Here is a 22401-nt window from a genome sequence, read left to right on the forward strand (position 1 = left end):
GCAGAAGACGACCCACCATTCAGCGGAGTTCACACGAAAATCTCCCACTATCCGGCAGTTTGGGACATATGGGGGAAGGAATCCGATTCGGTCCGCGGACGTGTGTCGTGGAGCCGCCGCCGCCCCGTAGAGAAAGTGGAAGAGTCTACGCATGCAGGTCTGGCCGGGACAGATGTATCCGTTGGGTGCCACCTACGACGGTGCGGGCACCAACTTCGCGGTGTTCTCCGAAGCCGCCACGCGCATCGAGCTGTGTCTGTTGCACGACGACGGGTCGGAGACCGCCGTCGAGCTGCGCGAGTCCGACGCCTTCGTACGGCACGCGTATCTGCCGGGGGTGATGCCGGGACAGCGCTACGGCTTCCGGGCGCACGGCCCCTACGAGCCCGAGCGCGGGCACCGCTGCAATTCCGCCAAGCTGCTCCTCGACCCGTACGCGCGGGCGATGAGCGGCGTGATCGACTGGGACGAGGCGGTCTACGGCTACCGCTTCGGCCGCCCGGAGGTGCGCAACGACCTGGACTCGGCGCCGCACACCATGGCGTCGGTGGTGGTCAACCCGTACTTCGACTGGGGCGACGACCGCCCGCCGCGGACCGCCTACCACGAGACGGTGCTCTACGAGGCCCACGTCAAGGGCCTGACCATGCGCCACCCCGAGTTGCCGGAGGAACTGCGCGGCACCTACGCGGCGCTGGCCCATCCGGCGATCATCGACCACCTGACGGCGCTGGGGGTCACGGCCCTGGAGCTGATGCCGGTGCACCAGTTCGTCCAGGACCACCGGCTGGTGGACGCCGGGCTGAGCAACTACTGGGGCTACAACACCATCGGCTTCTTCGCCCCGCACAACGCCTACGCGTCCTGGGGGGACCGCGGGCAGCAGGTGCTGGAGTTCAAGACCGCGGTCCGGGCGCTGCACCGGGCGGGCATCGAGGTCATCCTCGACGTCGTCTACAACCACACCGCCGAGGGCAGCCACCTGGGTCCGACGCTGTCCTTCCGGGGGCTGGACAACGCCTCCTACTACCGGCTGTCGGACGACCGCCGGTACTACATGGACACCACGGGCACCGGGAACTCCCTCCTGATGCGCAGTCCGCACGTGCTCCAACTGGTGATGGACTCGCTGCGCTACTGGGTGCAGGAGATGCACGTGGACGGGTTCCGGTTCGACCTGGCGGCGACGCTGGCCCGGCAGTTCCACGAGGTGGACCGGCTGTCGTCGTTCTTCGACCTGGTGCACCAGGACCCGGTGGTCAGCCAGGTGAAGCTGATCGCCGAGCCGTGGGACGTCGGGGAGGGCGGCTACCAGGTGGGGAACTTCCCGCCGCTGTGGACGGAGTGGAACGGGAAGTACCGGGACACCGTGCGGGACCTGTGGCGCGGCGAACCGCGCACGCTGGCGGACTTCGGATCCCGGTTGACCGGTTCGTCGGACCTCTACCAGGAAGACGGGCGGCGGCCGCTCGCCTCGGTCAACTTCGTCACCTGCCACGACGGTTTCACCCTGCGCGACCTGGTCTCGTACAACGACAAGCGCAACGAGGACAACGGCGAGGACAACCGGGACGGCGAGCGCTTCAACCGGTCGTGGAACTGCGGGGTCGAGGGGCCGACCGAGGACCCCGGGGTGCGCCGGCTCCGGCTGCGGCAGATGCGGAACTTCCTCGCCACGCTGATGCTGTCGCAGGGCGTGCCGATGCTCAGCCACGGCGACGAGTTCGGCCGCAGCCAGCGCGGCAACAACAACGCGTACTGCCAGGACAACGAGCTGACCTGGGTGCGGTGGCCGGAGCCGGGGGCGCCGGGCGGCGCCGGGGCGTTCGACGCCGACCGGCCCGACAGCGCGGATGGGACGGACAGGACGGAAGAGACGGGTGAGACGGACGGGGGCGAGGCGGTCGAGGGGGACGGCGGGGCACCGGTCGACACGCCGGCGGCGGCCGAGCGGGAGGAGGAGCTGGCGCTGCTGGCGTTCGTCCGGCAGATGGTGTGGCTGCGGCGGGACCATCCGGTCTTCCGGCGGCGGCGGTTCTTCCAGGGGCACCCGATGGAGGGCACCCACGACGAGCTGTCCGACATCGCCTGGTTCACCGAGGTCGGCGCGGAGATGGGGACGCGCGACTGGCAGTCCGTCCATGCCAAGTCGCTGACGGTCTTCCTGAACGGGAGCTCGATCTCGGAACCGGGGCCGCGCGGCGAGCCGATCACCGACGACTCGTTCCTGCTGATGTTCAACGCCCATGACCAGGAGAAGGAGTTCACGGTGCCGGAACACCTGGGCCGGCAGTGGCAGGTCGTGGTGGACACCGACCGGCCGGCAGCGGCGGCGGACGGCCGGGGCGCCAAGGTCAAGGGCGGCGACCGGCTGACGTTGGTCGGGCGGAGCCTGCTGGTGCTCCAGCGGCCGGCCTGAGCCGGCGCGGGTCCGGAGGTTCAGGGGGCCGGGGTGCGGTCCACCGCGGCCTCCCGTCCGGGCCGGGCGGTGCGGACGGGGGCGGTGGGCCGGGAGCCGGCGCGGGTGATGAGGGCGACGCCGAGGATCAGCACGGCGGCGCCGACGGCGACCGCGAAGGCGGCGGACGGGCCGTACGCGTCGGCGAGCCGCCCGGAGACCGCCAGCGCGACGGCCTGGCCCCCGACCACCGCGCTGGTGAGGAACGCCATCGACTCGGCCAGCCGGGTGGCGGGCACCAGCCGTTCGGTGAGCCCGAAGAGAGTGATCAGGTGCGGCGCGAACGCCACCCCGAGCACCACGACGACCAGGTAGAGCGCGGCCATCGACCGGACGAACAGCAGCGGCACGGACAGCACGATGAGTGCGGCGGCGGCCGCCCGCCAGCGGGTCGGCAGGCCGATCCGGGCCGGTACCAGCGCGAGCGAGAGGCCCGCGACGGCGCTCATCACGCCCATCGCCGCGTACACCAGCCCCGCCTGGGCGGGCTGGTGGAGGCGTTCGGTGAGCGCGGTGATGCCGGCCTGGCAGGCGCCGAACATGGCGCCCTGGAGGGCCGTCGACAGGCGCATGGCGTGGACGGCGCGGGGCATCCGGGTGCGGGCGGGGCGGACGGCCCGGGCGGCGTTCGCGGCGGGCCGCACGGCGACCGCGGTCGGGTGCAGCGCGAACGCCGAGCCGCAGACCGCCAGCAGCGCCGCGGCCAGGGCCAGCGCCACCGCCGGGTGCGCCAGGGTGGCGGCCAGCCCCACCAGCGCCGGACCGAGCACGAACGACACCTCGTCCAGGGTGCCCTCCAGGGACAGCGCGGCGCTCACCACCCGGTCGTCGGCCGCCGCGCGGTGCGCCAGGGCGACCAGCCGGGTGCGGGCCAGCGGGCCAATCTGGGGCACGCTCGCCCCCGCCAGCAGGCCGATCGCGGCGAGCGGCGGCGTCGCCGTCCGGGCCAGCGCGGCCGTCACCAGGGCCGCCACCGCCAGCGCGTTGAGCCAGCAGGCGACGAGCACCACCGGGCGCTGGCCGTGCCGGTCCGCGAGCCGCCCCGTCAGCGGGCCGGCGACCGTCTGACCCGCCGCCAGGGCACCGCCCACCAGACCCGCGGTGGTCAGCGAACCACTGGTCTCGGCCACCAACAACACACTGCCGAGCTGGCACATGGCGGTCGGCAGCCGCCCCAGGAAGGAGACGACGGGCAGCAGCGGCCCGCTGAGGGCGAGCACCCGGCGGTACGTGGCGGTGGCGGCGGTCATCACAAGAAGCTATCCGCCGCACCGGCACGATCCGTAGCGGCGGTACGTACGAAGCGATACCGCGAAGGGGCTTTCCGGTTCGGACGAAAACACGACCGGCGGGACGACCGGGGATGACGCAACCCGATGACAGAACGGGCCGTCGGCGGGGTACGGGTGTTCCCATGACGCAGCCTTCGAGTCCGTCGCCGACCGCCACCTACCGGCTGCAGCTCCAGCCGGACTTCCCGTTCGCCGCCGCCGAACGGGCGGTACCGTACCTCGCCGCCCTCGGGGTGTCCCATCTGCACCTCTCCCCCGTACTGGAGGCGGTGCCGGGGTCCACCCACGGGTACGACGTGACCGGCCACGCGGCGGTCCGGGCGGAGCTGGGCGGCGAGGAGGGGCTACGGGCACTGGCGGCGACGGCCCGGGCGCACGGCCTCGGGCTGGTCGTCGACATCGTGCCCAACCACATGGCGGTGCCCGCGCCGCTGTCGCTCAACGGGGCACTGTGGGAGGTGCTGCGCGACGGGCCGGCGTCGCGGTACGCGCGCTGGTTCGACATCGACTGGGACGGCGGGCACGGGGGACGGCTGTTGCTGCCCGTCCTGGAGGGGCGGATCGGGGACGAGCTGCCCCGGTTCCGGGTCGAGCGCGGGCTGCTGCACTACGGGGAGCAGGTCCTCCCGCTGCGCCCCGGTACGGAACTGCTGCCGCTGCCGCGTCTCCTGGAGGCGCAGTGGTACCGCCTCGCCTGGTGGCGGTTGGCCCGCACCGAGCTCAACTACCGGCGTTTCTTCACCATTTCGGAGCTGATCGGGATCCGCGTCGAGGATCCGGAGGTGTTCGACGCGACGCACGGGACGGTGCTGCGGCTGATCCGGGAGGGGGTCGTCGACGGGCTGCGGGTCGACCATCCGGACGGGCTGGTGGATCCCGGGGGCTATCTGGCGCGGCTGCGGGCCGGGACCAAGGGCTGCTGGACGGTGGTGGAGAAGATCCTGACCGGCGCGGAGCGGCTGCCGGACGGCTGGGCCTGCGCGGGCACCACGGGCTATGACGCGCTCCGCCACATCGACGGGCTGTTCGTCTGCCCGCAGGGCGCCGGTCGGCTGTTCTCGCACTACCGCGACTTCGTCACCCCGTTGGCCGACGAGGGCGGCGACTGGGACGAGACGGTGCGCCGGGCCGCCTACGAGGTCGTCGAGCACGACCTGGCGGCGGAGGTGGAGCGGCTGGTGCGGACCGCGGCGCGGATCGTCGAGCGGGTGCCGAGGCCGGGCGACCATGCGCCGTGGGCACTGCGGCAGGCGGTGCGGGAACTGCTGGTGCGGCTGCCGGTCTACCGGCCGTACGCCGGGGAGGCCGCGGACACCGCCCGGGCCGCGGCGGACGCGGCGATGCTGCGCGCCGCGGCGGAGCGGGCCCGGGCCACCTTCCGGGTGCCGGAGGAGGCCGGGGCGGTGGATCTGGTCTCCGACCTGGTGCTGGGGCGGTTCGGATACGGCGCCGACGGCGCGGACGGCGCGAAGAGCGGGGCCGGCGGGGCCGGCGCCCCGGGTCCCGATGCCGTGGCGCGCGACGCCGCGGAAACGGACGCCGTGGAAATGAACGCCGTGGACCCCGATGTCGCGGACTTCGCCGCGCGGTTCGCGCAGACCGCGTCCGCGCTGCACGCCAAGTCCGTGGAGGACACGGCCTTCTACCGCTATCCGGTGCTGCTGTCGGCCTGCGAGGTCGGGGGCGATCCCGGGGAACCCTCGCTGGGGCCCGGGACGTTCCACGAGTACTGCGCGCGGCTGCAGCGGGACTGGCCGGAGAGCGGCACGGTGCTCTCCACGCACGACACCAAGCGCAGTGCCGATGTGCGGGCGCGGATCGCGGTGCTGTCGGAGTGCCCGGACCGCTGGCGGGACGTGTTGAACGTGGTGGCCGACGGAAGGGAGGTCGCGGACGGTGCGGTGCCGGTGGATCCCTTGGTGGCCTGGTCGGCCTGGCAGACCGCGTTCGGGCTGGGTGCGTCCGCCGCCGGCGGCCCGACGGCGGAGCAGTTGACGCCCGCGGTCCTCAAGGCGGTGCGGGAGGCCGGGTTGCGCACGACCTGGACGGAGCCGGACGCGGTGTACGAGGAGGCGGTGGCGGAGTTCGTCCGCAGTGGGCCGTGCGGTCCGGCCGCCGACCAACTGGCCGCGCTGGAGGCGGAACTGGCCCCGTACGTCCGGGCGAACGTACTGGCCGCGACGCTGCTGCACCTCACCATGCCGGGCGTCCCCGACCTCTACCAGGACACCGAGCGGGAGTACGCGGCGCTGGTCGATCCGGACAACCGGCGGCCCGCGCGGTGCGATCCGGGGCCGCTCGCGGCACTGGACGGCGGTGCCGCGCCGGCCGGGCTGTCCGCCGAGAAGCTACGGCTGACGGCCACCGCGCTGCGGCTGCGGCGGGCGCACCCGGAGTGGTTCGGCGCCGCCGCGTCGTACGAGCCGCTGTCCGCGGAGGGCCCGGCGGCCGAGCACTGCGTGGCGTTCGTCCGTGCGGGACGGGTGGTGACGGCGGTGACCCGGCTGTCGCTGCGGTTGCAGGAGACCGGCGGCTGGTGGGACACCGGGCTGCGGCTGCCCGCGGGCGGCGACTGGCGGGAGCTGCTGACCGGCCGCACGCTGGCGGGCGGTGCCGCGGTGGGGGTGGACTCGCTGTTGACACAGTGGCCGGTGGCGCAGCTCGTACGGGAGTAGCGCCACGCCGTGGAGGCGGCGGCAGGGGTGCCGCGGCCGGGAATTCTTGACGCAGCGTCAGGACGCTTCGGCGGCGCCCCACCCCCTCAGCAGCTCGGTGAACTCCGCTGCGGCACCGGTCAGTTCCGCCCGCGAGAAGACCGTGTGTCGCGGCGCCACGGCGGGTCGGTGGGTATCCGCGCGCAGTCCAGGCCGGTGAGTTCGTGGGCCGCGGTGAGCAGGACGCCGACGCCCGCCGAGGCCGTCCGGACGGCGTCGAGGCGTGCTGGGTGCGGACGGCGGCGCGCGGGGTGAAGCCCGCCCGCTCGCACTCCACGTCCAGCCAGCGGCGGCCCGCCAGCACCGGTTCCAGGCTGCACCGCACCCAGGGCCGGTCCAGCCAGGTCCGTCAGGCGCAGCGACTCCCGGCCGGCGAGCGGGTCGTCGTGCGGGACGACCACCACCATCCGTTCCCGGCCGACGACGGTGACCGGCCCCGGCCAGTCCTCCGGGCGCGGCCCCGGCGCCACGTCGGCCAGCGCCGCGCGCCACCGTCGTCACACCCAAGGGCGAGGAGGTGGTGGTCGAGGCCGAGCGGCTGCTGGTCGCGGTGGGGCGGGCCCCGGTGACCGACGGGCTCGGGCTGGCGGCGGCCGGACTGGCCGTGGACCAGCGGGGGTTCCTGCCGCCGGCGGCCTGGTCGCGGCTGGAGGCCGCGGTGCCCGGCATCCACCTGGTGGGTCCGCACGTCTCGGAGATGATCGCGGAGAGCCAGCTGATCGTGGCGTGGGACGCCGAACCGTCCGATGTCGCGCAGCAGGTGCACGCCCATCCGACGCTGTCGGAGGCGGTCGGCGAGGCGTTCCTGACGCTGGCGGGGCGGGGGCTGCACCGGCACTGACCGCACTCGCACCGGGCCGCTCCGCCACTCCGCCGCCGGGCGCCCAACTACCGCGCCCTTCCGCTCCCCTGCTGTGCCCCTGCCGCGTTCGTCAGCGCTCGGGCGGGGCCTGGCGCTCCGTCAGGACGTAGTCGACCTGCCCGAATCTGATGTGGTCGCCGGGACCGACCGGTATCTCACCCACCAGCCGGCGGCCGTTGACGCAGGTGCCGTTGGTGGAACCGAGGTCGCGCAGCATCCAGCCGGTGCCCTCGCTGCGCAGCTCGGCGTGGTTGCGGGAGACCGTCTCGTGGTTGAGCCGCAGGCCGACGCCCGGGGCCCGCCCGATCAGCAGCGGGAACGGCCCGGGCTCCGGCAGCAGCAGCTTCGGCAGCCGCTCCGTGCGCCAGGCCCTGCGCACCCGGATGTGGAACGCCGACACCCGGCCGACCATCCGCAGCAGCACCCCCTGGACCTTGCCGCGGCTCTCCAGATCGGCGGTGGCGGCCGCGAGATCGGAGTGCTGCTGGGCGGTCAGGACGAGTTCCAGCCGACGCAGGAAGGTGTCCTGGGACAACCGTCCCTCCGCCGCACCGTCGCGCAGCAGCTCAAGGGCGCGTTCCCGATCGGCGTCCGAAGGCCGCGCGGGGAACTGGAGCGAAGTCATAGCGTGATTGTCCGGCCTGCGGCGAGTCGGTGTCCAGGCGATGTCGGTGCCCCGCCGCGCCGCGTCCTTCCGTCCACGGCGGCGGCGTGCTTTGGTCGTCGGTGACCGGGGCCGCCCGGTGTCGGGACGGCCGGGGCCGCAGTGACGAAGGAGGACAGCCGTGTTGTTCGAGGTATGGGCGCCGGGTGCCGGACGGGTCGACCTCCAGTGGGCCGGCGACCGTTCCGACGAGCCCCCGGTCCCGCTGGAGCCCGCCCCCGGACGCCCCGGCTGGTGGCGCGCCGAGGCGCCGGCCCGCGACGGCGACCGCTACGCCTTCCGGCTCGACGACGGCCCGCCGCGGCCCGACCCGCGCGCCGCCCGGCTGCCGGAGGGCCCCGGCGGTCCCGGCGCGGTCGTCGAGCACGCCGGGTTCGCCTGGCGGCACCCCTGGCCCGGCCGTCCGCTGCCCGGCGCGGTCCTCTACGAGCTGCACATCGGGACGTACACGCCCGAAGGCACCTTCGACGCCGCGGCGGCCCGTCTGGGCCACCTCGCCGACCTCGGCATCACCCACATCTCCCTGATGCCGGTCTGCCCGTTCCCGGGGACCCACGGCTGGGGGTACGACGGGATCGCGCCCTGGGCGGTGCACGAGCCGTACGGCGGGCCCGACGGGCTCAAGCGGTTCGTGGACGCCGCGCACGGCCACGGCCTCGGGGTCGTCCTCGACGTGGTCCACAACCACCTCGGCCCGTCGGGCAACCACCTCCCGGAGTTCGGCCCGTACTTCACCGAGGCCCACCACACGCCCTGGGGGGCCGCGGTCAACCTCGACGCCCCCGGTTCCGACGAGGTCCGCGGCTATCTCATCGGGAGCGCGCTGGGCTGGCTGCGCGACTACCGCATCGACGGACTGCGGCTCGACGCCGTGCACGCCCTGCACGACGACCGCGCCCAGCACTTCCTGGCCGAACTCTCCGCCGCCGTGGACGCGCTCGCCGCCCAGCTGCGCCGCCCGCTGTTCCTGATCGCCGAGTCCGACCGCAACGACCCGCGCACCACGGCGCCGCGGGCGAGCGGCGGCCTCGGCCTGCACGCCCAGTGGAACGACGACTTCCACCACGCCCTGCACACCGCGCTGACCGGCGAGTCCCACGGCTACTACGCCGACTTCGCGCGCGCCCCGCTCGCCGCCCTCGCCAAGACCCTGACCGGTGGCTTCTTCCACGACGGTGGCCACTCCAGCTTCCGCGGCCGCCGCCACGGCGCACCGCTCGACCTGCGGACGACCCCGCCGCACCGACTGCTCGCCTACGCCCAGACCCACGACCAGATCGGCAACCGCGCCCACGGCGACCGGCTCACCGCGGCACTCTCCCCCGGCCTGCTCGCCTGCGCCGCCGCGCTGGTGCTCTGCTCCCCCTTCACCCCGATGCTGTTCATGGGCGAGGAGTGGGGCGCGCGCACCCCCTGGCAGTACTTCACCGACCACCCGGACCCGGAGCTCGCGGAGGCCGTACGGGCCGGCCGGCGACGCGAGTTCGCCGCGCAGGAGGGCAGCGCGGCGCACGGGGACGGGGGCGACGCCGACTGGCCGGACCCCCAGGACCCGGCCACCCGCGACCGCTGCGTCCTGGACTGGGCCGAACGCTCCGCCGAGCCGCACGCCGCCCTGCTGTCCTGGTACCGCACCCTCCTCGCCCTCCGCCGCATCCATCCCGCCCTGACCGACCCCGACCCGTCCCGCACCCACCTCACCCACGACGCGGCCGCCCGCTGGCTCCTCCTCCGCCGCGGCCCCGTGCACCTGGCCGTCAACCTCGCTTCTGAGGGCACGTCAGCCATCCCCGTGGGCCCCGCCGGGGCATCCCGCTTCGAAGCGGTGGCGGGCTGGCCCCGCCCGCTGCACCCGGAGGCCGACGGAACGCTGCACCTGCCGGCGGAATCGGCGGTGGTGTTGGTGGGGGACGGGGCGGCGGATCACCCGCCCGTGATCGGGCCGAGGTAGGTACCGCCGGAGACATCGATGATCTGGCCGGTCACCCAGCGTCCCCGGGGACCCGCCAGGAAGGCCACCACATCCGCGACGTCCCCAGGCTCGCCGATCCGTCCGAGCGCGGTGATCGACTCGAGTTCGGCCATCGCCTCGGGAGCGTCGGTCCACCCGGCGGTCATGTCGGTCAGTACCACCCCGGGTTCGACCGTGTTCACCGTGATCCCGCGTCGGCCCAGTTCGTTGGCGAGCGACGGGCCCAGGGCAGCCAGCGCGGCCTTGGTGACGGTGTAGCCGATCTGGAGAGGGTTCGCGATCCGGGTGGCCGCCGAGCCCACGTTGACGATCCGTCCGCCGTCCCGCAGCAGCGGGAGCGCCCGCTGAACCACGAAGATCGGCGTGCTCACGTTGACCGCCAGAAGCCGCTCCAACTCCTCCTCGGTGAGCTGCCCGATCGAACTGACCGAGTGGATACCCGCATTGTTGACCAGGATGTCCAGGCCGTCCGCACCGTGGTCCGCCAATCCGGCGGTGAGCGCCTCGAACAACGAGTCCACCGCACCGCTCTCGCCGAACCTGGCCTGCACCGCGAACGCCCGGCCCCCGGCCTCGCCGATCAGCGCCACAGTCTCCGCGGCGGCCGCGTCGTTGCCGCCGTAGTGGACCGCGACCAGCGCCCCCTCGCCGGCGAGCCGCAGGGCGACCGCGCGCCCGATCCCACGCGAGCCGCCTGTCACCAGTGCGGTCCTGCCGTCCAGTTCCCCCACGATCGCCTCTCCCCTCGTGCTGCCCCGGCCGAATCCGGGACCGATCTCAGGTGCATCCGAAGTTCCGCGCTGCCAAAGGGACGAAGGCGTCCACGATCAGTGCGTGACGACCGATCCGAACACCCTCTCGACCGCACTGTACGTGAAGTCCGACGACGAGATCGGGGGAACGCGACGGCTGGGCCGGCTACGGCTGCTCCGCCCCCTCTCCCGGTTCTTCCGGGGCCTGCGCCTCGGGGTGGGCGCGCCCCCCGTGGGCCACAACGCCGATGCGGGGCGAGGATGTTCCGCGGATGGCCGGGCGCCGTGACCCGCGGGCGCGCCGCCGGCGAGCGGTTCAGCGCTTGAGCGGTTCTGCCGCCCAGCAGTTCTGGTCGTGCGGTTCTGCCGCTCCACCGTTCAACGGTTCTGCGCGCTTCAGTCGTTCAGCGGGCGAACTCCTCGACCATCGCCTTGCAGAAGGCTGGCAGGTCGGCCGGTTTGCGGCTGGTGACGAGGGTGTTGGCGGCCTGGGTGCAGACGACGACCTGTTTGTCGACCCAGGTGCCGCCGGCGTTGCGGATGTCGGTGCGCAGGCTGGGCCAGGAGGTGAGGGTGCGGCCGCGGACCATGTCGGCCTCGATCAGGGTCCAGGGTGCGTGGCAGATGGCCGCGACCGGTTTGCCGGTCTCGAAGAAGGACGCGATGAGGGAGATGGCGCCCTTGTCGAGCCGGAGGGCGTCGGGGCTGGCCACGCCGCCGGGGAGGACCAGGGCGTCGAAGTCGGCGACCGACGCCGCGTCCACGGTCCGGTCGACGGGGAAGGTGTCGGCCTTGTCGAGGTGGTGGAACGCCTGGATCCGGCCCGACCTGGTGGAGATCAGCGTGGGGGTGCCTCCCGCGGCGAGGACCGCCTGCCAGGGCTCGGTCAGCTCGATCTGTTCGGCGCCCGCGGGGGCCACCAGAAACGCCACCTGCATGGTGCGCTCACTTCCCTTCATCCGGGCGGCCGGATGGCCGGACGGGGCCGGAAACCGCCGGTCGGTCGGTGGGACGTGCCCCTACCGACCGACCATAGCGGGAGGAACGGGGCGGCTCATCCGCTGGTGCGCGGCGGCCCCGGGCGGCCCGCGCCGCCCCGCGGGTCAGGCGGGCGGGGGCGAGGCCGCGGTGGCCGCCCCCGCCCCGTCGACCCCCTCCAGCTCGCGCTCGCTCTCGGCGACCGCCGCCGCCTCCGCCGCCCGGTCGAGGTTGCGGCCGAGCAGGTAGTACAGGCCGCCGCCGACCAGCAGGCCCGGGACGAAGGCCAGGTCCGCGCCGCCCAGCGCCTTGGTCACCGGGCCGGTATAGAAGGACGTGGAGAAGAACGGGATCATCGCGACGAAGCCCGCGACGTAGGCGGCGATACCGCGCCAGGACCAGCGGCCGTAGATGCCGGCCGGGTCGAAGATCGCGGTGACCGCGTAGTGGCCGCGCCGGACCCAGTAGAAGTCGACCAGGTTGACCGCCGTCCACGGGATCAGGAAGTAGAGCATCATCAGCACGAAGGTGTTGAAGCTCTCCAGGTAGTTCTCCGGGAGCAGCATCGCCACGGTGAAGACGATCAGGCCGATGGCCACGATGCCGGCGATCCGGATCCGGACGGTCGGCTTGACCGCGCGGAAGGCGTCGATCGCGCTGGTGGTGGTGAGCATCGCGCCGTAGGCGTTGACGGCCATGATGCCGACCAGGGCGACGGAGGAGACGACCACCGCGAAGGTGCCGAAGCCGGGGATGATCGCGTTGCCGACCTGACGGATGCCGCTGATCGCGTCCGGGTGCGGCAGCGCCGAGGCGAGCAGGGCGCCCAGCGACATCAGCCAGGCGGCGGAGCCGGCCGCGCCCGCGTAGGTCCACCAGATGACCTTGCGCGCGGAGACGTCGCGGGGCAGGTAGCGGGAGTAGTCCGAGACGTAGACGGCGTAGCTGATCTGGTAGCCGGCCGCGGCGGAGAAGACGACCAGGAACGACGTCCAGGAGCCGTGCGCGGCGTGCCCGGCGGCCGCGGAGTGCGGGTCGAGCTGGATCAGCGCGCCGACGGTCAGCACGCCGAAGACCGCGATCAGCACGTAGGTGAGCCAGCGCTGGACGAGGTGCAGCAGGTCGTGGCCGACGACGGCGAGCACGATGGCGACGCCGATGATCAGCACGTACCAGAGGGTGGTGCCGCCGGGGAAGACGGTCCGCAGGCCCTGCGCGGCCAGGACGACGTTGAAGACGTTGAAGCCGACGTAGACGAAGACCACCGCGGCGAACGGGACGATCGCGCCGCGGATGCCGAACTGGGCCCGCGACTGGATCATCTGCGGCAGCCCCATCCGCGGGCCCTGGTTGGCGTGGAAGGCCATGAAGAAGGTGCCGAAGCAGGCGCCGAGGACGACCGCCGCCACGGAGGCGGGCAGGCTCAGGCCGAGAGCCGGGCCGAGGAAGCCGGTGACCATCGTGGTCAGCACGAAGTTGCCGGTGAACCAGAAGGGGCCCTGGTGCCACACCTTCCCGTGCCGCTCGCGGACGGGTACGTAGTCGATGGAGCGGACCTCGATCATGCGGGAGCCTCGCCCCTCGCTCGTGCCTTCCACAGGTGCCGTGGGATCCATGGGTTACTCCTCGGACATGGCGACAGGGTGTGCGGGGACGGCGCCGCGGGAGGCCGCCGGGGAACTGCGGACTCCGCGGTGGTGTGAACCTAGGCGCCCGGCCGCCGGGACTCGATCGCCCGATCGTCCATTCGATAGATATGTGGTGGACACTATGTCTATGCCCTTGCGTATCTCGGACCTGCTGGCCCGGCCCGGCCTGCATCTGGCCCTCACCTACGACGTGCCGCCCGAGCTGCTGTCCCGCACCATCGAGGCGGCGACCGTCTCCGACCTCCTGGTCCCGGGGAAGTGGCTGCAGGGCGGCGAGCTGCTGATGACGATCGGGCTGCTGCTGCCGATGGAGCCGGCGGCCTGCCGGGCCTACGTCCGCGACGTGGCCGAGGGCGGCGCGGCCTGCCTGGCACTCGGGCTGGGGCACGGACTGCCCTACCAGGAGGCACCGGAGCCGCTGGTCACGGCGGCGCGGGAGGCGGGGCTGCCGCTGCTGACGGTGCCGGACGAGGTGCCGTTCATCGCGGTCACCAAGGCGGTCTTCGACGCCCGGGCCACCGAGCAGCAAGAGGTGCTGCACCGGGCGTTCGCCACCCAGCGGCGGCTGACCGCGGCGGCGGCGACCAGCGACGGCCTGCAGCCGATGCTGGAGGAGTGGACGGCCGCCACCGGGATCGGCGCCACGGTCCTCGATCCGCTGGGCCGGCAGCTGGCCACCGCCGAGCAGGAGCCGCCCACGCCCCTGGAACACGCCCACGACCTGGTCGAACGGGTCGCCGCACGGGGGCTGCGGGGCAGCGCGACCAGCACCGCCGGCGGCCGGCAGCTGGAGGTGCAGCCGCTCGGCGCCCGCCGGCTGCGCGGCCTGCTGCTGCTCGCCGGCCGCCCGGACGACGCCGCCCGGTCCGTCGTCCCGGGACTGATCTCGCTGCTCTCCCTGGAGCTGGAGCGGCGCCATCTGCGGGACGAGCCGGAGCGCCGCCGGCGGTCCGCGCTGCTGTCGGAGCTGCTGGCCGACGAGGAGCTGGCGGCGGACCGGGCCCGGGACATGCTGGCCTCGGTGGGGCTGTCCGCGGAGCGGGTACGGGCGGTCGTCGTGGAGAGCGCGCCCGCCACGGGGGCGGGCGGCGGCCCCGCGCCGGTCGGGCCGTCGGAGGGCGCGGCCCAGGAGACGGCGGCCGATCTGGCGCTGGCGATGCCCGGTGGGCTGGTGCGGGTGACCGGAGGTCCGGGGCCCGGGTCGGCGCCGCTGATCGAGGCGGTGGTGGGTGAGGAGCTGGACATCCACGCGGTGCTCGGGCGGTTCGCGCCGCACTGCCCGGCGGGCATCGGCCCGGCGACCGCGCCGGAGGCGGTCCGGGTGTCGTTGCGGCAGGCGACCGGGCTGCTGGCGGTCAGCCGGACCAGCGGCGCGCCCGTGGAGGCCCGGCAGAGCGAGGCCGCCCGGCTGCTGCTGGGGCTGGGCGACCGGCGGACGCTGCACGGCTACGCCGACACCGTGCTGGGCCCGCTGGACCTGGCCGAGCACGGCGAGGAGCTGATCGCCACCCTCTCCGCCTGGCTGGAGACCGGCGGTGCCTGGGACGCCACCAGCCGCCGGCTCGGCGTCCACCGGCACACCGTGCGCAACCGTCTGGACAAGGCGATGGACCTCACCGGGCGGCGCCTGGAGGACCCCGACGACCGCTTCGACCTGTGGCTCGCCACCCGGATCCGGCGCGGCGGCGCCCCCCTGCCCGGGAGCCGGTGACGGCCGGGCGCGCGGGCCCGGCGGGCCGGCGGCACAGCTGTTGGATCATGGAAGTCGCTTCACTCTCCCCGCGTCACCGTCTTTACTGCTGAGGTGACCTACGAGATCCGCACCTTCGCCCCCGGCGCCCAACACGCCACCGCCGGGCCGGCCCCCGCCTCGCGCGAGGGCCGGCTGGTGGCCGTCAGTGACCTGCATGTCCGGTACGAGGAGAACCGCGACATCGTCGAGCGGTTGCGACCGGAATCCGACGACGACTGGCTGCTGGTCGCCGGCGACGTCGGGGAGTACTCCGAGGACATCCGGTGGGCACTCGGCCTGCTGAGCGAACGGTTCGCCAAGGTGATCTGGGTGCCCGGCAACCACGAGCTGTGGACGCCCGCACAGGACCCTCTCCAGCTGCGCGGGGTGGCCCGCTACGAGCATCTGGTGGAGATGTGCCGGGAGTTGGGGGTGATCACCCCTGAGGACCCCTATCCGATCTGGGAGGGCGCGGGCGGCCCGGTCGTCATCGCACCGCTGTTCCTGCTCTACGACTACTCCTTCCGGATGCCCGGCGCGAGCTCCAAGGAGGAGGCCCTGGCGATCGCCGAGAAGGCCGGGATCGTCTGCACCGACGAGTACTTCCTCCACCCCGACCCCCATCCGTCCCGCGAGGCGTGGTGCCGGGCCCGGGTGGCGGAGACCGAGGCCCGGCTCGCCGCGCTCCCGGAGGACCTGCCGACGATCCTGATCAACCACTGGCCGCTGGTCCGCGAACCCACCAGACCGCTGTGGTACCCGGAGTTCGCCCTGTGGTGCGGGACGGAGGCCACCGCCGACTGGCCCCGGCGGTTCCGCGCCGCCACGGTGGTCTACGGCCACCTGCACATCCCCCGACTGATCGTCTGGGACGGAGTGCCTCATCAGGAGGTGTCGCTCGGCTACCCTCGCGAGTGGCGGCGCCGCTCCGGCTCCCCCGGCCGCCCGGTCCAGATCCTGCCCGTCGCGACCACCGGAGTGCCCGCGTGATCGAGAAGCTGCTGCCCCCGCCGATAGCGACCGCCGAGTCCTTCCACGACGACCCGGTCTCGGATATGTATCCGGAGGAGTTCGTGCTGGTGGCCGAGTCGGTGCCGCACCGCCAGCGGGAGTTCGGCACGGTGCGGAACTGTGCCCGCCGGGCCCTCGGCACGTTCGGCGTCGCCCCCGGCCCGATACTTCCCGGGCCCGGCCGCGCCCCGATCTGGCCGGAGGGCATCGTCGGCGCGATGACCCACTGCACCGGCTACCGCTGCGCCGCGGTGGCCCGGGCGACGGACATCCGCTCGCTGGGCGTGGACGCCGAGCCGCACGCCCGCATAGACGACCCCGGCGTCCTGGAGCTGGTGTCCCTCCCCGAGGAGCGGACCCAGATCGCCCAACTCTCCCGGCACCAACCGGAGATCTGCTGGGACCGCCTGCTCTTCAGCGCCAAGGAGAGCGTCTACAAGGCGTGGTATCCGCTCACCGGCCGCTGGCTGGGCTTCGAGGACGCCCACCTCACGCTCGACCCCACCAACGCCAGCTTCACCGCCCGGCTGCTGGTACCGGGCCCGGTGGTGGACGGCCGGAGCCTCGGCGAGTTCAACGGCCGGTGGCTGATCGGGGCGGGACTGGTGGTGACGGCGGTGACGATACCGGCGTGACGGACGGGGACCGGGCACCCGGCACGGGGGCTCCCGACGGCGCCCCGCCGCCCGGGCCGGTCCTGGCTCGCCCCTCCCGTCCGATCCCGGCGGCCGGGAGACGCCTCCGCGCACCCACCCCCGACATGGGATGATTCGGGGCTGCGACGTGGGGGAATCCGCCGGACGCGCAGACGGGGCGACGCCTCCGCAGACCGCCTTCGGCCGGGCCGCGGTGCGCCGCGCCGCCGGCAGTGACCACCCCATGGAGAACCGCTCCGCATCACCCGCTTCACGGCGGGGCCCGAGGGCGGCTGGGTCGATCTGGCCGCGAACCTCCCCGGCGACGTGACCGCCATCGCCGTCGACGGCGGCGTCCACCTCGTCCGCGGCACCTGGCTGTGCTCGTCCGAGGGCATCGACCTCGACACCACGTGGGGCGGGTTCAAGAACCTGGCCGGCGGCGAGGGCGGATTCCTGGTCCGCGCGGAGGGCCGGGGCCAGGTCCTCGCGACCTGCTACGGGGCTCTGGACGAGGTCGAGCTGGGGCCCGGCGAGCAGATGGTCCTGGACTCCGGGCACCTGGTCGCGTTCGGCGACGGCGTCTCCTACACGACGCGCAAGGTGGCCCACGGGCTGATGCAGACCCTGAAGTCCGGCGAGGGCCTGGTCTTCGAGTTCACCGGCCCCGGCCGGCTGTGGACCCAGAGCCGCAACCCCCATGAGCTGGTCACCTGGCTCACCGCGAAACTCCCCTTCAGCCGGGGATAGTTCGGCACCGGGGCGGGCCCGGCCGGGAGGTGCGCCGTCTCGGGCGCCCCGGCCGGGCCCTGTGGCACCCACGCCCCGCCCGGCCCCGCGCGCCGTCCTCGCGCCGTCCGGCCGGGCCGAAACCCCGTCATATTTTCGTACGCCAACAGGAGCGGGCAGCCCCGCCCCGAACCGACGGCCCGGAATCCGAAGTCAGCCGTGCGGCCGAGTGGGCTTACCCGTCACACCGTCAAAGGCTGCACGGGCGGCATCAGTTGCGGCACCCGTTGTGGCGCCGGTTGGTGACGGCCGCGAAATTCGGCGCGTCCCTGGGCAGGTGCGTCACATTTTGCATTAATCTCCACTAACCGTATGAAGCCGATCAATTACCGATCGCATCCGGTCGATTTTCGGAGATAACATGCGCAAGCTTCGCAAGGCTGCCGTCATGGTGGCTGTCCTCGGCAGCGTCGGCCTGCTCGGCGCGGGCACGGCCGCCGCCAACGCCGGGCCGGGCGGTGGCCACCGCCAGCTCCGGCCGACCCAGCAGACCGCCATCCGCACGCTGCCGGGCCAGCAGGTGATCATCCGGCAGCAGCCGCAGGTCATCATCCGGCAGCAGCCGATCCGGCAGTACACCGCCCCCCAGCGGCCGAGACGGCAGATCGTCGTCCTGCAGCACCCGGTACGCCAGAACGTCGTCCCGCAGCGGCCGGTCCGCCAGCACGTCGTCCGGCAGCAGCCGATCCGGCAGCACGCCGTCCGACAGCAGTCCAACGGACGGCAAGGCTCGTCGCACGGCCACAAGATCGTCATCCGGCAGTTCACCTCGTGCCGGACGTTCGACAAGAACGTCGACGTCCTCGGCGGCGTCGGGATCGCGAACGGCTGGTTCGGCCCCTGGCACCGGTGGTTCGACCGGCGGGGCGTGGAGCACACCAGGATCGGCACGACCGTGGGCTGCAACAACGTCGTCCGCTTCTGAGCGCCCGGCACCACACGCCCGACGCGCCCCGCGCAACAGCGCACACCGATGCCCGCTCCTCGCTCGGCGAGGGGCGGGCATCGGTGTGCGGACCACGAGGGCTTCCGGCGCAATCCACCAGGGGGCGCCCCCTCCCCCGCCGACGCGGGACCCGGCCTCGTCGGGAATCGGCCACGGCTGACAAGCTGTCCCGGGCGGGACGGCATCGGGCGCCCCGCGACCGCGGGGAGGGCCTGTCATGGGTGTGGGTGTGGGTCTCGGTGGGACGCCGTCGGAACATGATCCCGGCGCGACGGGGCGCCAGGTGCCGCCCTTCGACCCGGAGTTGCGCACCGTGCTGGCGGCCATGGGCGAGGCGGCACGGAGACCGGTCACCCCTGGGAACCTCGCGGCCCGGCAGGAGCGGGACGCCGCGGCCCGGCCCCGGCCGACGGTCCGGGAGCTGGCGGACGGCGGCCGGTTCGAGGTGGCGGAGGTGTGCGCGCCGGGGCCGCGCGGCGGGGGCGAGGTCAGGCTCGTCAGCGCCCGGCCCGCCGGGATCGCCGGGCCACTGCCGCTGCTGTACTACCTGCACGGCGGCGGCATGATCATGGGCAATGCCTGGTCCGTGCTTCCGCGGCTGCTGCGCGAATGGGCCCTTCCGCTGCGGCTCGCCGTCCTCTCCGTCGAGTACCGACTGGCGCCGCGGGCGCAGTACCCCGACCCCGTGGAGGACTGCTACGCCGGGCTCGTGTGGGCGGCCGACCAGGCGGCCGGACAGGGCTTCGACGCGGACCGCATCATCCTCGGGGGGAAGAGCGCCGGCGCCGGCCTCACCGCGGCGCTCGCCCTGCTGACCCGCGACCGCGGCGGGCCGGCTCCGATCGGTCAACTGCTGCTGAGCCCGATGCTCGACGACCGCAACGACACCTTCTCCGGCCACCAGATGGCCGGCGTCGACACCTGGGACCGCATCTCCAACGCCACCGCGTGGCAGGCGCTGCTGGGCGACCGGTACGGCGCCGCCGACCTGCCGCCCTACGCGGCACCCGCGCGCGCCACGGAGCTGTCCGGGCTGCCCCCGGCCTACGTCGAGGTCGGGTCGGCCGAGACCTTCCGGGACGAGGCGGTGGCCTACGCCCAGGCGATCTGGCGGTCCGGCGGCGAGGCCGAACTCCATGTATGGGCCGGTGCCTGCCACGGCTTCGACACCCTCGCGCCGCGGGCGGCCCTCAGCCAGGACGCCCTCGACGCGCGCACCCGCTGGCTCCGCCGGATACTTGGCCGCTGAGCCCGCGGCGGGGGTCCCCGGCCAGCGGCGCGGGCGGAGCCGCGATCACGAGCATCACGGCGCGCTCGGTGGTGGTACGGGCCGCGGGCCACGGCGTGTTCCTGTCCACGTCGGTCGGCGAGGGCGGCACCGGCAGCCTGAACGGGCTGGGCTTCCGGGTGGTGGAACTCCGCGCCGGCGCCGGCCGTACTGGACTTCTTCCCGAAGCGGTAGCCCGCGCGGAACGGTCGTCCCGGGTGCGAGGTCACCCCATCTACCCCTGGTCCAGCCGGAGTTGGGCGCCCGCGGCGGTGGCCAGCCGGGTGGCCGGGCGGCGCAGCCCCGCCGCGGAGCGGTCGCCGCCGACGGTCAGGTCGAGCGTCTCCACCGCCGCGTCGCCATCCCGGTTGGTGAAGGGGCGGTGGGTCACGCCGACCCGGCAGGTGTGGTCGCCGTCCGCGTCCGGCTCGACGACGGCGGGGCGTCCGCCCACCCGGGTGAGCGTGCCGTCGGAGGCGTCGAGCGGCTGACCGCGGTCGAACCGCAGCTCCACCCACAGGGGGCCGGTGGTGCTGCGCCAGCGGCAGCCCCAGTTGCCGAACGAGATGTCCGGGTCGCCGGCGTCGATGCCGGGCACGGACTGCAGGGCGCCCGGGGTGAGCAGGGCGCAGGCGTCCTGATGGATCAGCGAGGCGGCCGGCAGGGGTGTGCGGCGTGCGATCGCGCCGCGGCCCAGCACCTCCAGCGCATGGTCGGTGGCGGTCTCCGCCATCGTGCACAACGGCCCCTTGGCAGCGGCGAGGCAGGCGGGGTCGGGAGGGGGCGACGGGCGCCTCCTCCCGACCCGACCGGTGCTCAGCTCTCGTCGGAGAGCAGCCGCAGCGAGATCGAGTTGATGCAGTAGCGCTGGTCCGTCGGCGTCGGGTAGCCCTCGCCCTCGAAGACGTGGCCGAGGTGGGAGCCGCAGCGGGCGCAGCGGACCTCGGTGCGGACCATGCCGTGGGTGCGGTCCTCCAACAGCTCTACGGCGTCGGTGTCCTTGGGGTCGTAGAAGGACGGCCAGCCGCAGTGGCTCTCGAACTTGGTGGTGGAGCGGAAGAGTTCGGCGCCGCAGGCGCGGCAGGAGTAGACGCCGGCGGCCTTGGTGTCGGTGTACTCGCCGACGAAGGCGGGCTCGGTGCCGCCCTGGCGCAGGACGTGGTACTCGGCCGGGGTCAGCTCGGCGCGCCACTGCTCGTCGGGCTTGTCGATCTCGTACGTCATCGGGGGCTCCTCAGCTCATGCGCCCAGGCGGGTCAGGATGGCGGGGCCGAGGTCGGTCACATCGCCCGCGCCCATGGTGAGAACAAGGTCACCGGGGCGGCTCATTCCGGCGATCAGGTCCGGGATCGCGCTCTTGTCGGCCTCGGGGGTGACCTGGGCGCCGGCGGCCCGGGCGGCGTCGGTGATCAGGGCGCTGGTGACGCCCGGGATCGGGTCCTCGCGGGCCGGGTAGATGTCCAGGACGACGGAGGCGTCGGCGAGCGCGAGCGCCTGGCCCATCTCGGTGCCCAGCTCCTGGGTGCGGGAGTACAGGTGCGGCTGGAAGACCACGAGGATGCGTCCGCCGGACTCCTCGGTGGCGCTGCGGATGGCCTCCAGGTCGGCGGTCATCTCGGTGGGGTGGTGGGCGTAGGAGTCGATGACCTGGACGCCGGCGGCCTCGCCCTTGAGCTGGAGGCGGCGCTTGACGCCGGTGTACTTGCCGAGGGCGTCGGCGAGCTGGTGCGGCGGGAGGTCGAGGGCGACACCGGCGGTGAGCGCGGCGACGGCGTTGCTCGCGTAGTGCCGGCCGGGGACGGAGACGGTGAAGGTGAGGATCTTGCCGCTGGTGAGGGTGACGGTGACATCGCTGGCCAGGCCGTGCGGGGTGATCTGGAGGATGCGGACGTCGGCGTCCTTGGACTCGCCGTAGGTGACGATCTCGATGTCGTCGCGGCCGGCGAGGCGGGCGGTCAGCTCGCGGGCGCCGGGGTGGTCGGCGGAGACGACGAGGGTGCCGCCGGGGCGGACACGGTCGACGAAGGTCTCGAAGGAGGCGTAGATCTCGTCCATCGAGGCGTAGTTGGCGTGGTGGTCGAGCTCGACGTTGAGGACGATGGCGACCTCGGGGGCGTACTTGTGGAAGCTGCGGTCGCTCTCGTCGGCCTCGGCGACGAAGATCTGGCCGGTGCCGTGCTCGGCGTTGGATCCGGGGGCGTCGAGGTCGCCGCCGATGGCGTACGACGGCTTCAGGCCGAGGGCGCCGAGGGAGACGGCGAGCATCGACGTGGTGGTGGTCTTGCCGTGGGTGCCGGCGACGGCGATGGGGCGCAGGCCGTCCATGAGGGCGGCGAGGGCGTCGGAGCGGTGCACGACGGGGATGCCGCGCTGCTGGGCGGCGGCGAGCTCGGGGTTGTCGGAGCGGATCGCGGAGGAGACCACGACGCTGGTGGCTTCGGCGGCGAGGTGCTCGGCGGCGTGCCCGATGTGGACGGTGACGCCGAGGTCGCGCAGGGCCCTGGCGGTCGCGGAGTCCTTGGCGTCGCTGCCCGCCACCGCGGCGCCGCGCTGCGCGAGGATCTTGGCGATGCCCGACATGCCGGCGCCGCCGATGCCGATGAAGTGCGGCCGTTCCATCGAGGCTGGGATGGCGGTGGCGGGTGCCATGGATGGGTCTCCCTGATCGTCGAGCGGATCG

The 22401-nt window shown here is 73.6% G+C and carries 17 protein-coding genes and 3 pseudogenes; 11 read left to right on the forward strand and 9 right to left on the reverse strand.

Features of this window, described 5'->3' with window-relative positions; genetic code table 11:
- Nucleotides 1-151: 151 nt before the first annotated feature.
- Nucleotides 152-2419, forward strand: coding sequence for a glycogen debranching protein GlgX (gene glgX, locus SNOUR_RS11030; RefSeq protein WP_067346109.1), 2268 nt, complete (start codon nt 152-154; stop codon nt 2417-2419).
- A 20-nt stretch (nt 2420-2439) separates the two neighbouring features.
- Here the strand turns inward: glgX and SNOUR_RS11035 are convergent, their stop codons facing one another.
- Entirely contained in the window at nt 2440-3708 is a 1269-nt protein-coding gene (locus tag SNOUR_RS11035; RefSeq protein WP_067346111.1) for an MFS transporter, read from the reverse strand.
- A 164-nt stretch (nt 3709-3872) separates the two neighbouring features.
- On the opposite strand from SNOUR_RS11035, the gene treY reads away from it, so the two are divergent.
- A complete protein-coding gene (treY, locus tag SNOUR_RS11040) occupies nt 3873-6425 on the forward strand; it encodes a malto-oligosyltrehalose synthase (protein ID WP_079142509.1) in 2553 nt (850 codons plus the stop codon).
- A gap of 119 nt (nt 6426-6544) precedes the next feature.
- Here the strand turns inward: treY and SNOUR_RS11045 are convergent, their stop codons facing one another.
- The gene (locus SNOUR_RS11045) at nt 6545-6934 is read right to left on the reverse strand and encodes a LysR substrate-binding domain-containing protein (RefSeq protein WP_159425851.1); all 390 of its coding nucleotides are present in this window, start codon (nt 6932-6934) and stop codon (nt 6545-6547) included.
- A gap of 14 nt (nt 6935-6948) precedes the next feature.
- On the opposite strand from SNOUR_RS11045, the pseudogene SNOUR_RS11050 reads away from it, so the two are divergent.
- Nucleotides 6949-7305, forward strand: a pseudogene (locus SNOUR_RS11050) (oxidoreductase dimerization domain-containing protein); the annotation flags it as partial.
- Nucleotides 7306-7396: 91 nt separating this feature from the next.
- Here the strand turns inward: SNOUR_RS11050 and SNOUR_RS11055 are convergent.
- On the reverse strand, nt 7397-7951 hold the full coding sequence (locus SNOUR_RS11055) for an FHA domain-containing protein (RefSeq protein ID WP_067346117.1): 555 nt from the start codon (nt 7949-7951) through the stop codon (nt 7397-7399).
- Between the two features lie 160 nt (nt 7952-8111).
- Between SNOUR_RS11055 and treZ the strand changes: the two genes are divergently transcribed.
- Entirely contained in the window at nt 8112-9941 is a 1830-nt protein-coding gene (gene treZ / locus SNOUR_RS11060; RefSeq protein ID WP_067346118.1) for a malto-oligosyltrehalose trehalohydrolase, read from the forward strand.
- Here treZ and SNOUR_RS11065 read toward each other — a convergent pair.
- Complete coding sequence (locus tag SNOUR_RS11065) at nt 9914-10693, reverse strand: SDR family NAD(P)-dependent oxidoreductase (RefSeq protein ID WP_067346120.1); 780 nt, start codon at nt 10691-10693, stop codon at nt 9914-9916. The genes treZ and SNOUR_RS11065 overlap by 28 nt on opposite strands.
- A 103-nt stretch (nt 10694-10796) precedes the next feature.
- Here SNOUR_RS11065 and SNOUR_RS49570 point away from each other — a divergent pair.
- Nucleotides 10797-10892, forward strand: a pseudogene (locus SNOUR_RS49570) (IS982 family transposase); the annotation flags it as partial.
- A gap of 226 nt (nt 10893-11118) precedes the next feature.
- Here the strand turns inward: SNOUR_RS49570 and SNOUR_RS11075 are convergent.
- Together SNOUR_RS11075 and SNOUR_RS11080 are read right to left on the reverse strand one after the other, a co-directional pair.
- Nucleotides 11119-11652 carry a type 1 glutamine amidotransferase domain-containing protein gene (locus tag SNOUR_RS11075; protein WP_067346123.1) on the reverse strand — a complete coding sequence of 178 codons (534 nt, stop codon included), beginning with the start codon at nt 11650-11652 and terminating at the stop codon, nt 11119-11121.
- A gap of 165 nt (nt 11653-11817) precedes the next feature.
- Complete coding sequence (locus SNOUR_RS11080; RefSeq protein ID WP_067346126.1) at nt 11818-13308, reverse strand: purine-cytosine permease family protein; 1491 nt, start codon at nt 13306-13308, stop codon at nt 11818-11820.
- Nucleotides 13309-13468: 160 nt separating this feature from the next.
- On the opposite strand from SNOUR_RS11080, the gene SNOUR_RS11085 reads away from it, so the two are divergent.
- The 6 genes and pseudogenes from SNOUR_RS11085 (at nt 13469) to SNOUR_RS11110 (ending at nt 19703) form a co-directional block, all read left to right on the forward strand.
- The gene (locus SNOUR_RS11085) at nt 13469-15052 is read left to right on the forward strand and encodes a PucR family transcriptional regulator (protein ID WP_067346128.1); all 1584 of its coding nucleotides are present in this window, start codon (nt 13469-13471) and stop codon (nt 15050-15052) included.
- A gap of 93 nt (nt 15053-15145) precedes the next feature.
- Nucleotides 15146-16063 (forward strand): metallophosphoesterase family protein, encoded by a 918-nt coding sequence (locus SNOUR_RS11090; RefSeq protein ID WP_067346130.1) that lies wholly within the window; start codon nt 15146-15148, stop codon nt 16061-16063.
- Nucleotides 16060-16719 (forward strand): 4'-phosphopantetheinyl transferase family protein, encoded by a 660-nt coding sequence (locus tag SNOUR_RS11095; RefSeq protein WP_067346132.1) that lies wholly within the window; start codon nt 16060-16062, stop codon nt 16717-16719. The genes SNOUR_RS11090 and SNOUR_RS11095 overlap by 4 nt, the downstream gene beginning before the upstream one ends.
- Nucleotides 16720-16977: 258 nt before the next feature.
- A pseudogene (locus SNOUR_RS11100) lies at nt 16978-17469 on the forward strand (TIGR00266 family protein); the annotation flags it as partial.
- 400 nt (nt 17470-17869) lie between these two features.
- On the forward strand, nt 17870-18433 hold the full coding sequence (locus tag SNOUR_RS11105; protein WP_067346134.1) for a hypothetical protein: 564 nt from the start codon (nt 17870-17872) through the stop codon (nt 18431-18433).
- 304 nt (nt 18434-18737) lie between these two features.
- On the forward strand, nt 18738-19703 hold the full coding sequence (locus SNOUR_RS11110) for an alpha/beta hydrolase (protein WP_312632538.1): 966 nt from the start codon (nt 18738-18740) through the stop codon (nt 19701-19703).
- Between the two features lie 253 nt (nt 19704-19956).
- Here the strand turns inward: SNOUR_RS11110 and SNOUR_RS11115 are convergent, their stop codons facing one another.
- The 3 genes from SNOUR_RS11115 to murC all read right to left on the reverse strand — a co-directional run bounded on the left by SNOUR_RS11115 (nt 19957) and on the right by murC (nt 22370).
- The gene (locus tag SNOUR_RS11115) at nt 19957-20454 is read right to left on the reverse strand and encodes a DUF3558 domain-containing protein (protein ID WP_067346136.1); all 498 of its coding nucleotides are present in this window, start codon (nt 20452-20454) and stop codon (nt 19957-19959) included.
- An 83-nt stretch (nt 20455-20537) separates the two neighbouring features.
- Complete coding sequence (msrB, locus tag SNOUR_RS11120) at nt 20538-20945, reverse strand: peptide-methionine (R)-S-oxide reductase MsrB (protein ID WP_067346138.1); 408 nt, start codon at nt 20943-20945, stop codon at nt 20538-20540.
- A gap of 15 nt (nt 20946-20960) precedes the next feature.
- Entirely contained in the window at nt 20961-22370 is a 1410-nt protein-coding gene (murC, locus tag SNOUR_RS11125) for a UDP-N-acetylmuramate--L-alanine ligase (RefSeq protein WP_067346140.1), read from the reverse strand.
- Nucleotides 22371-22401 lie beyond the last annotated feature (31 nt).

This window comes from Streptomyces noursei ATCC 11455 (assembly GCF_001704275.1).
Taxonomy (GTDB): domain Bacteria; phylum Actinomycetota; class Actinomycetes; order Streptomycetales; family Streptomycetaceae; genus Streptomyces; species Streptomyces noursei.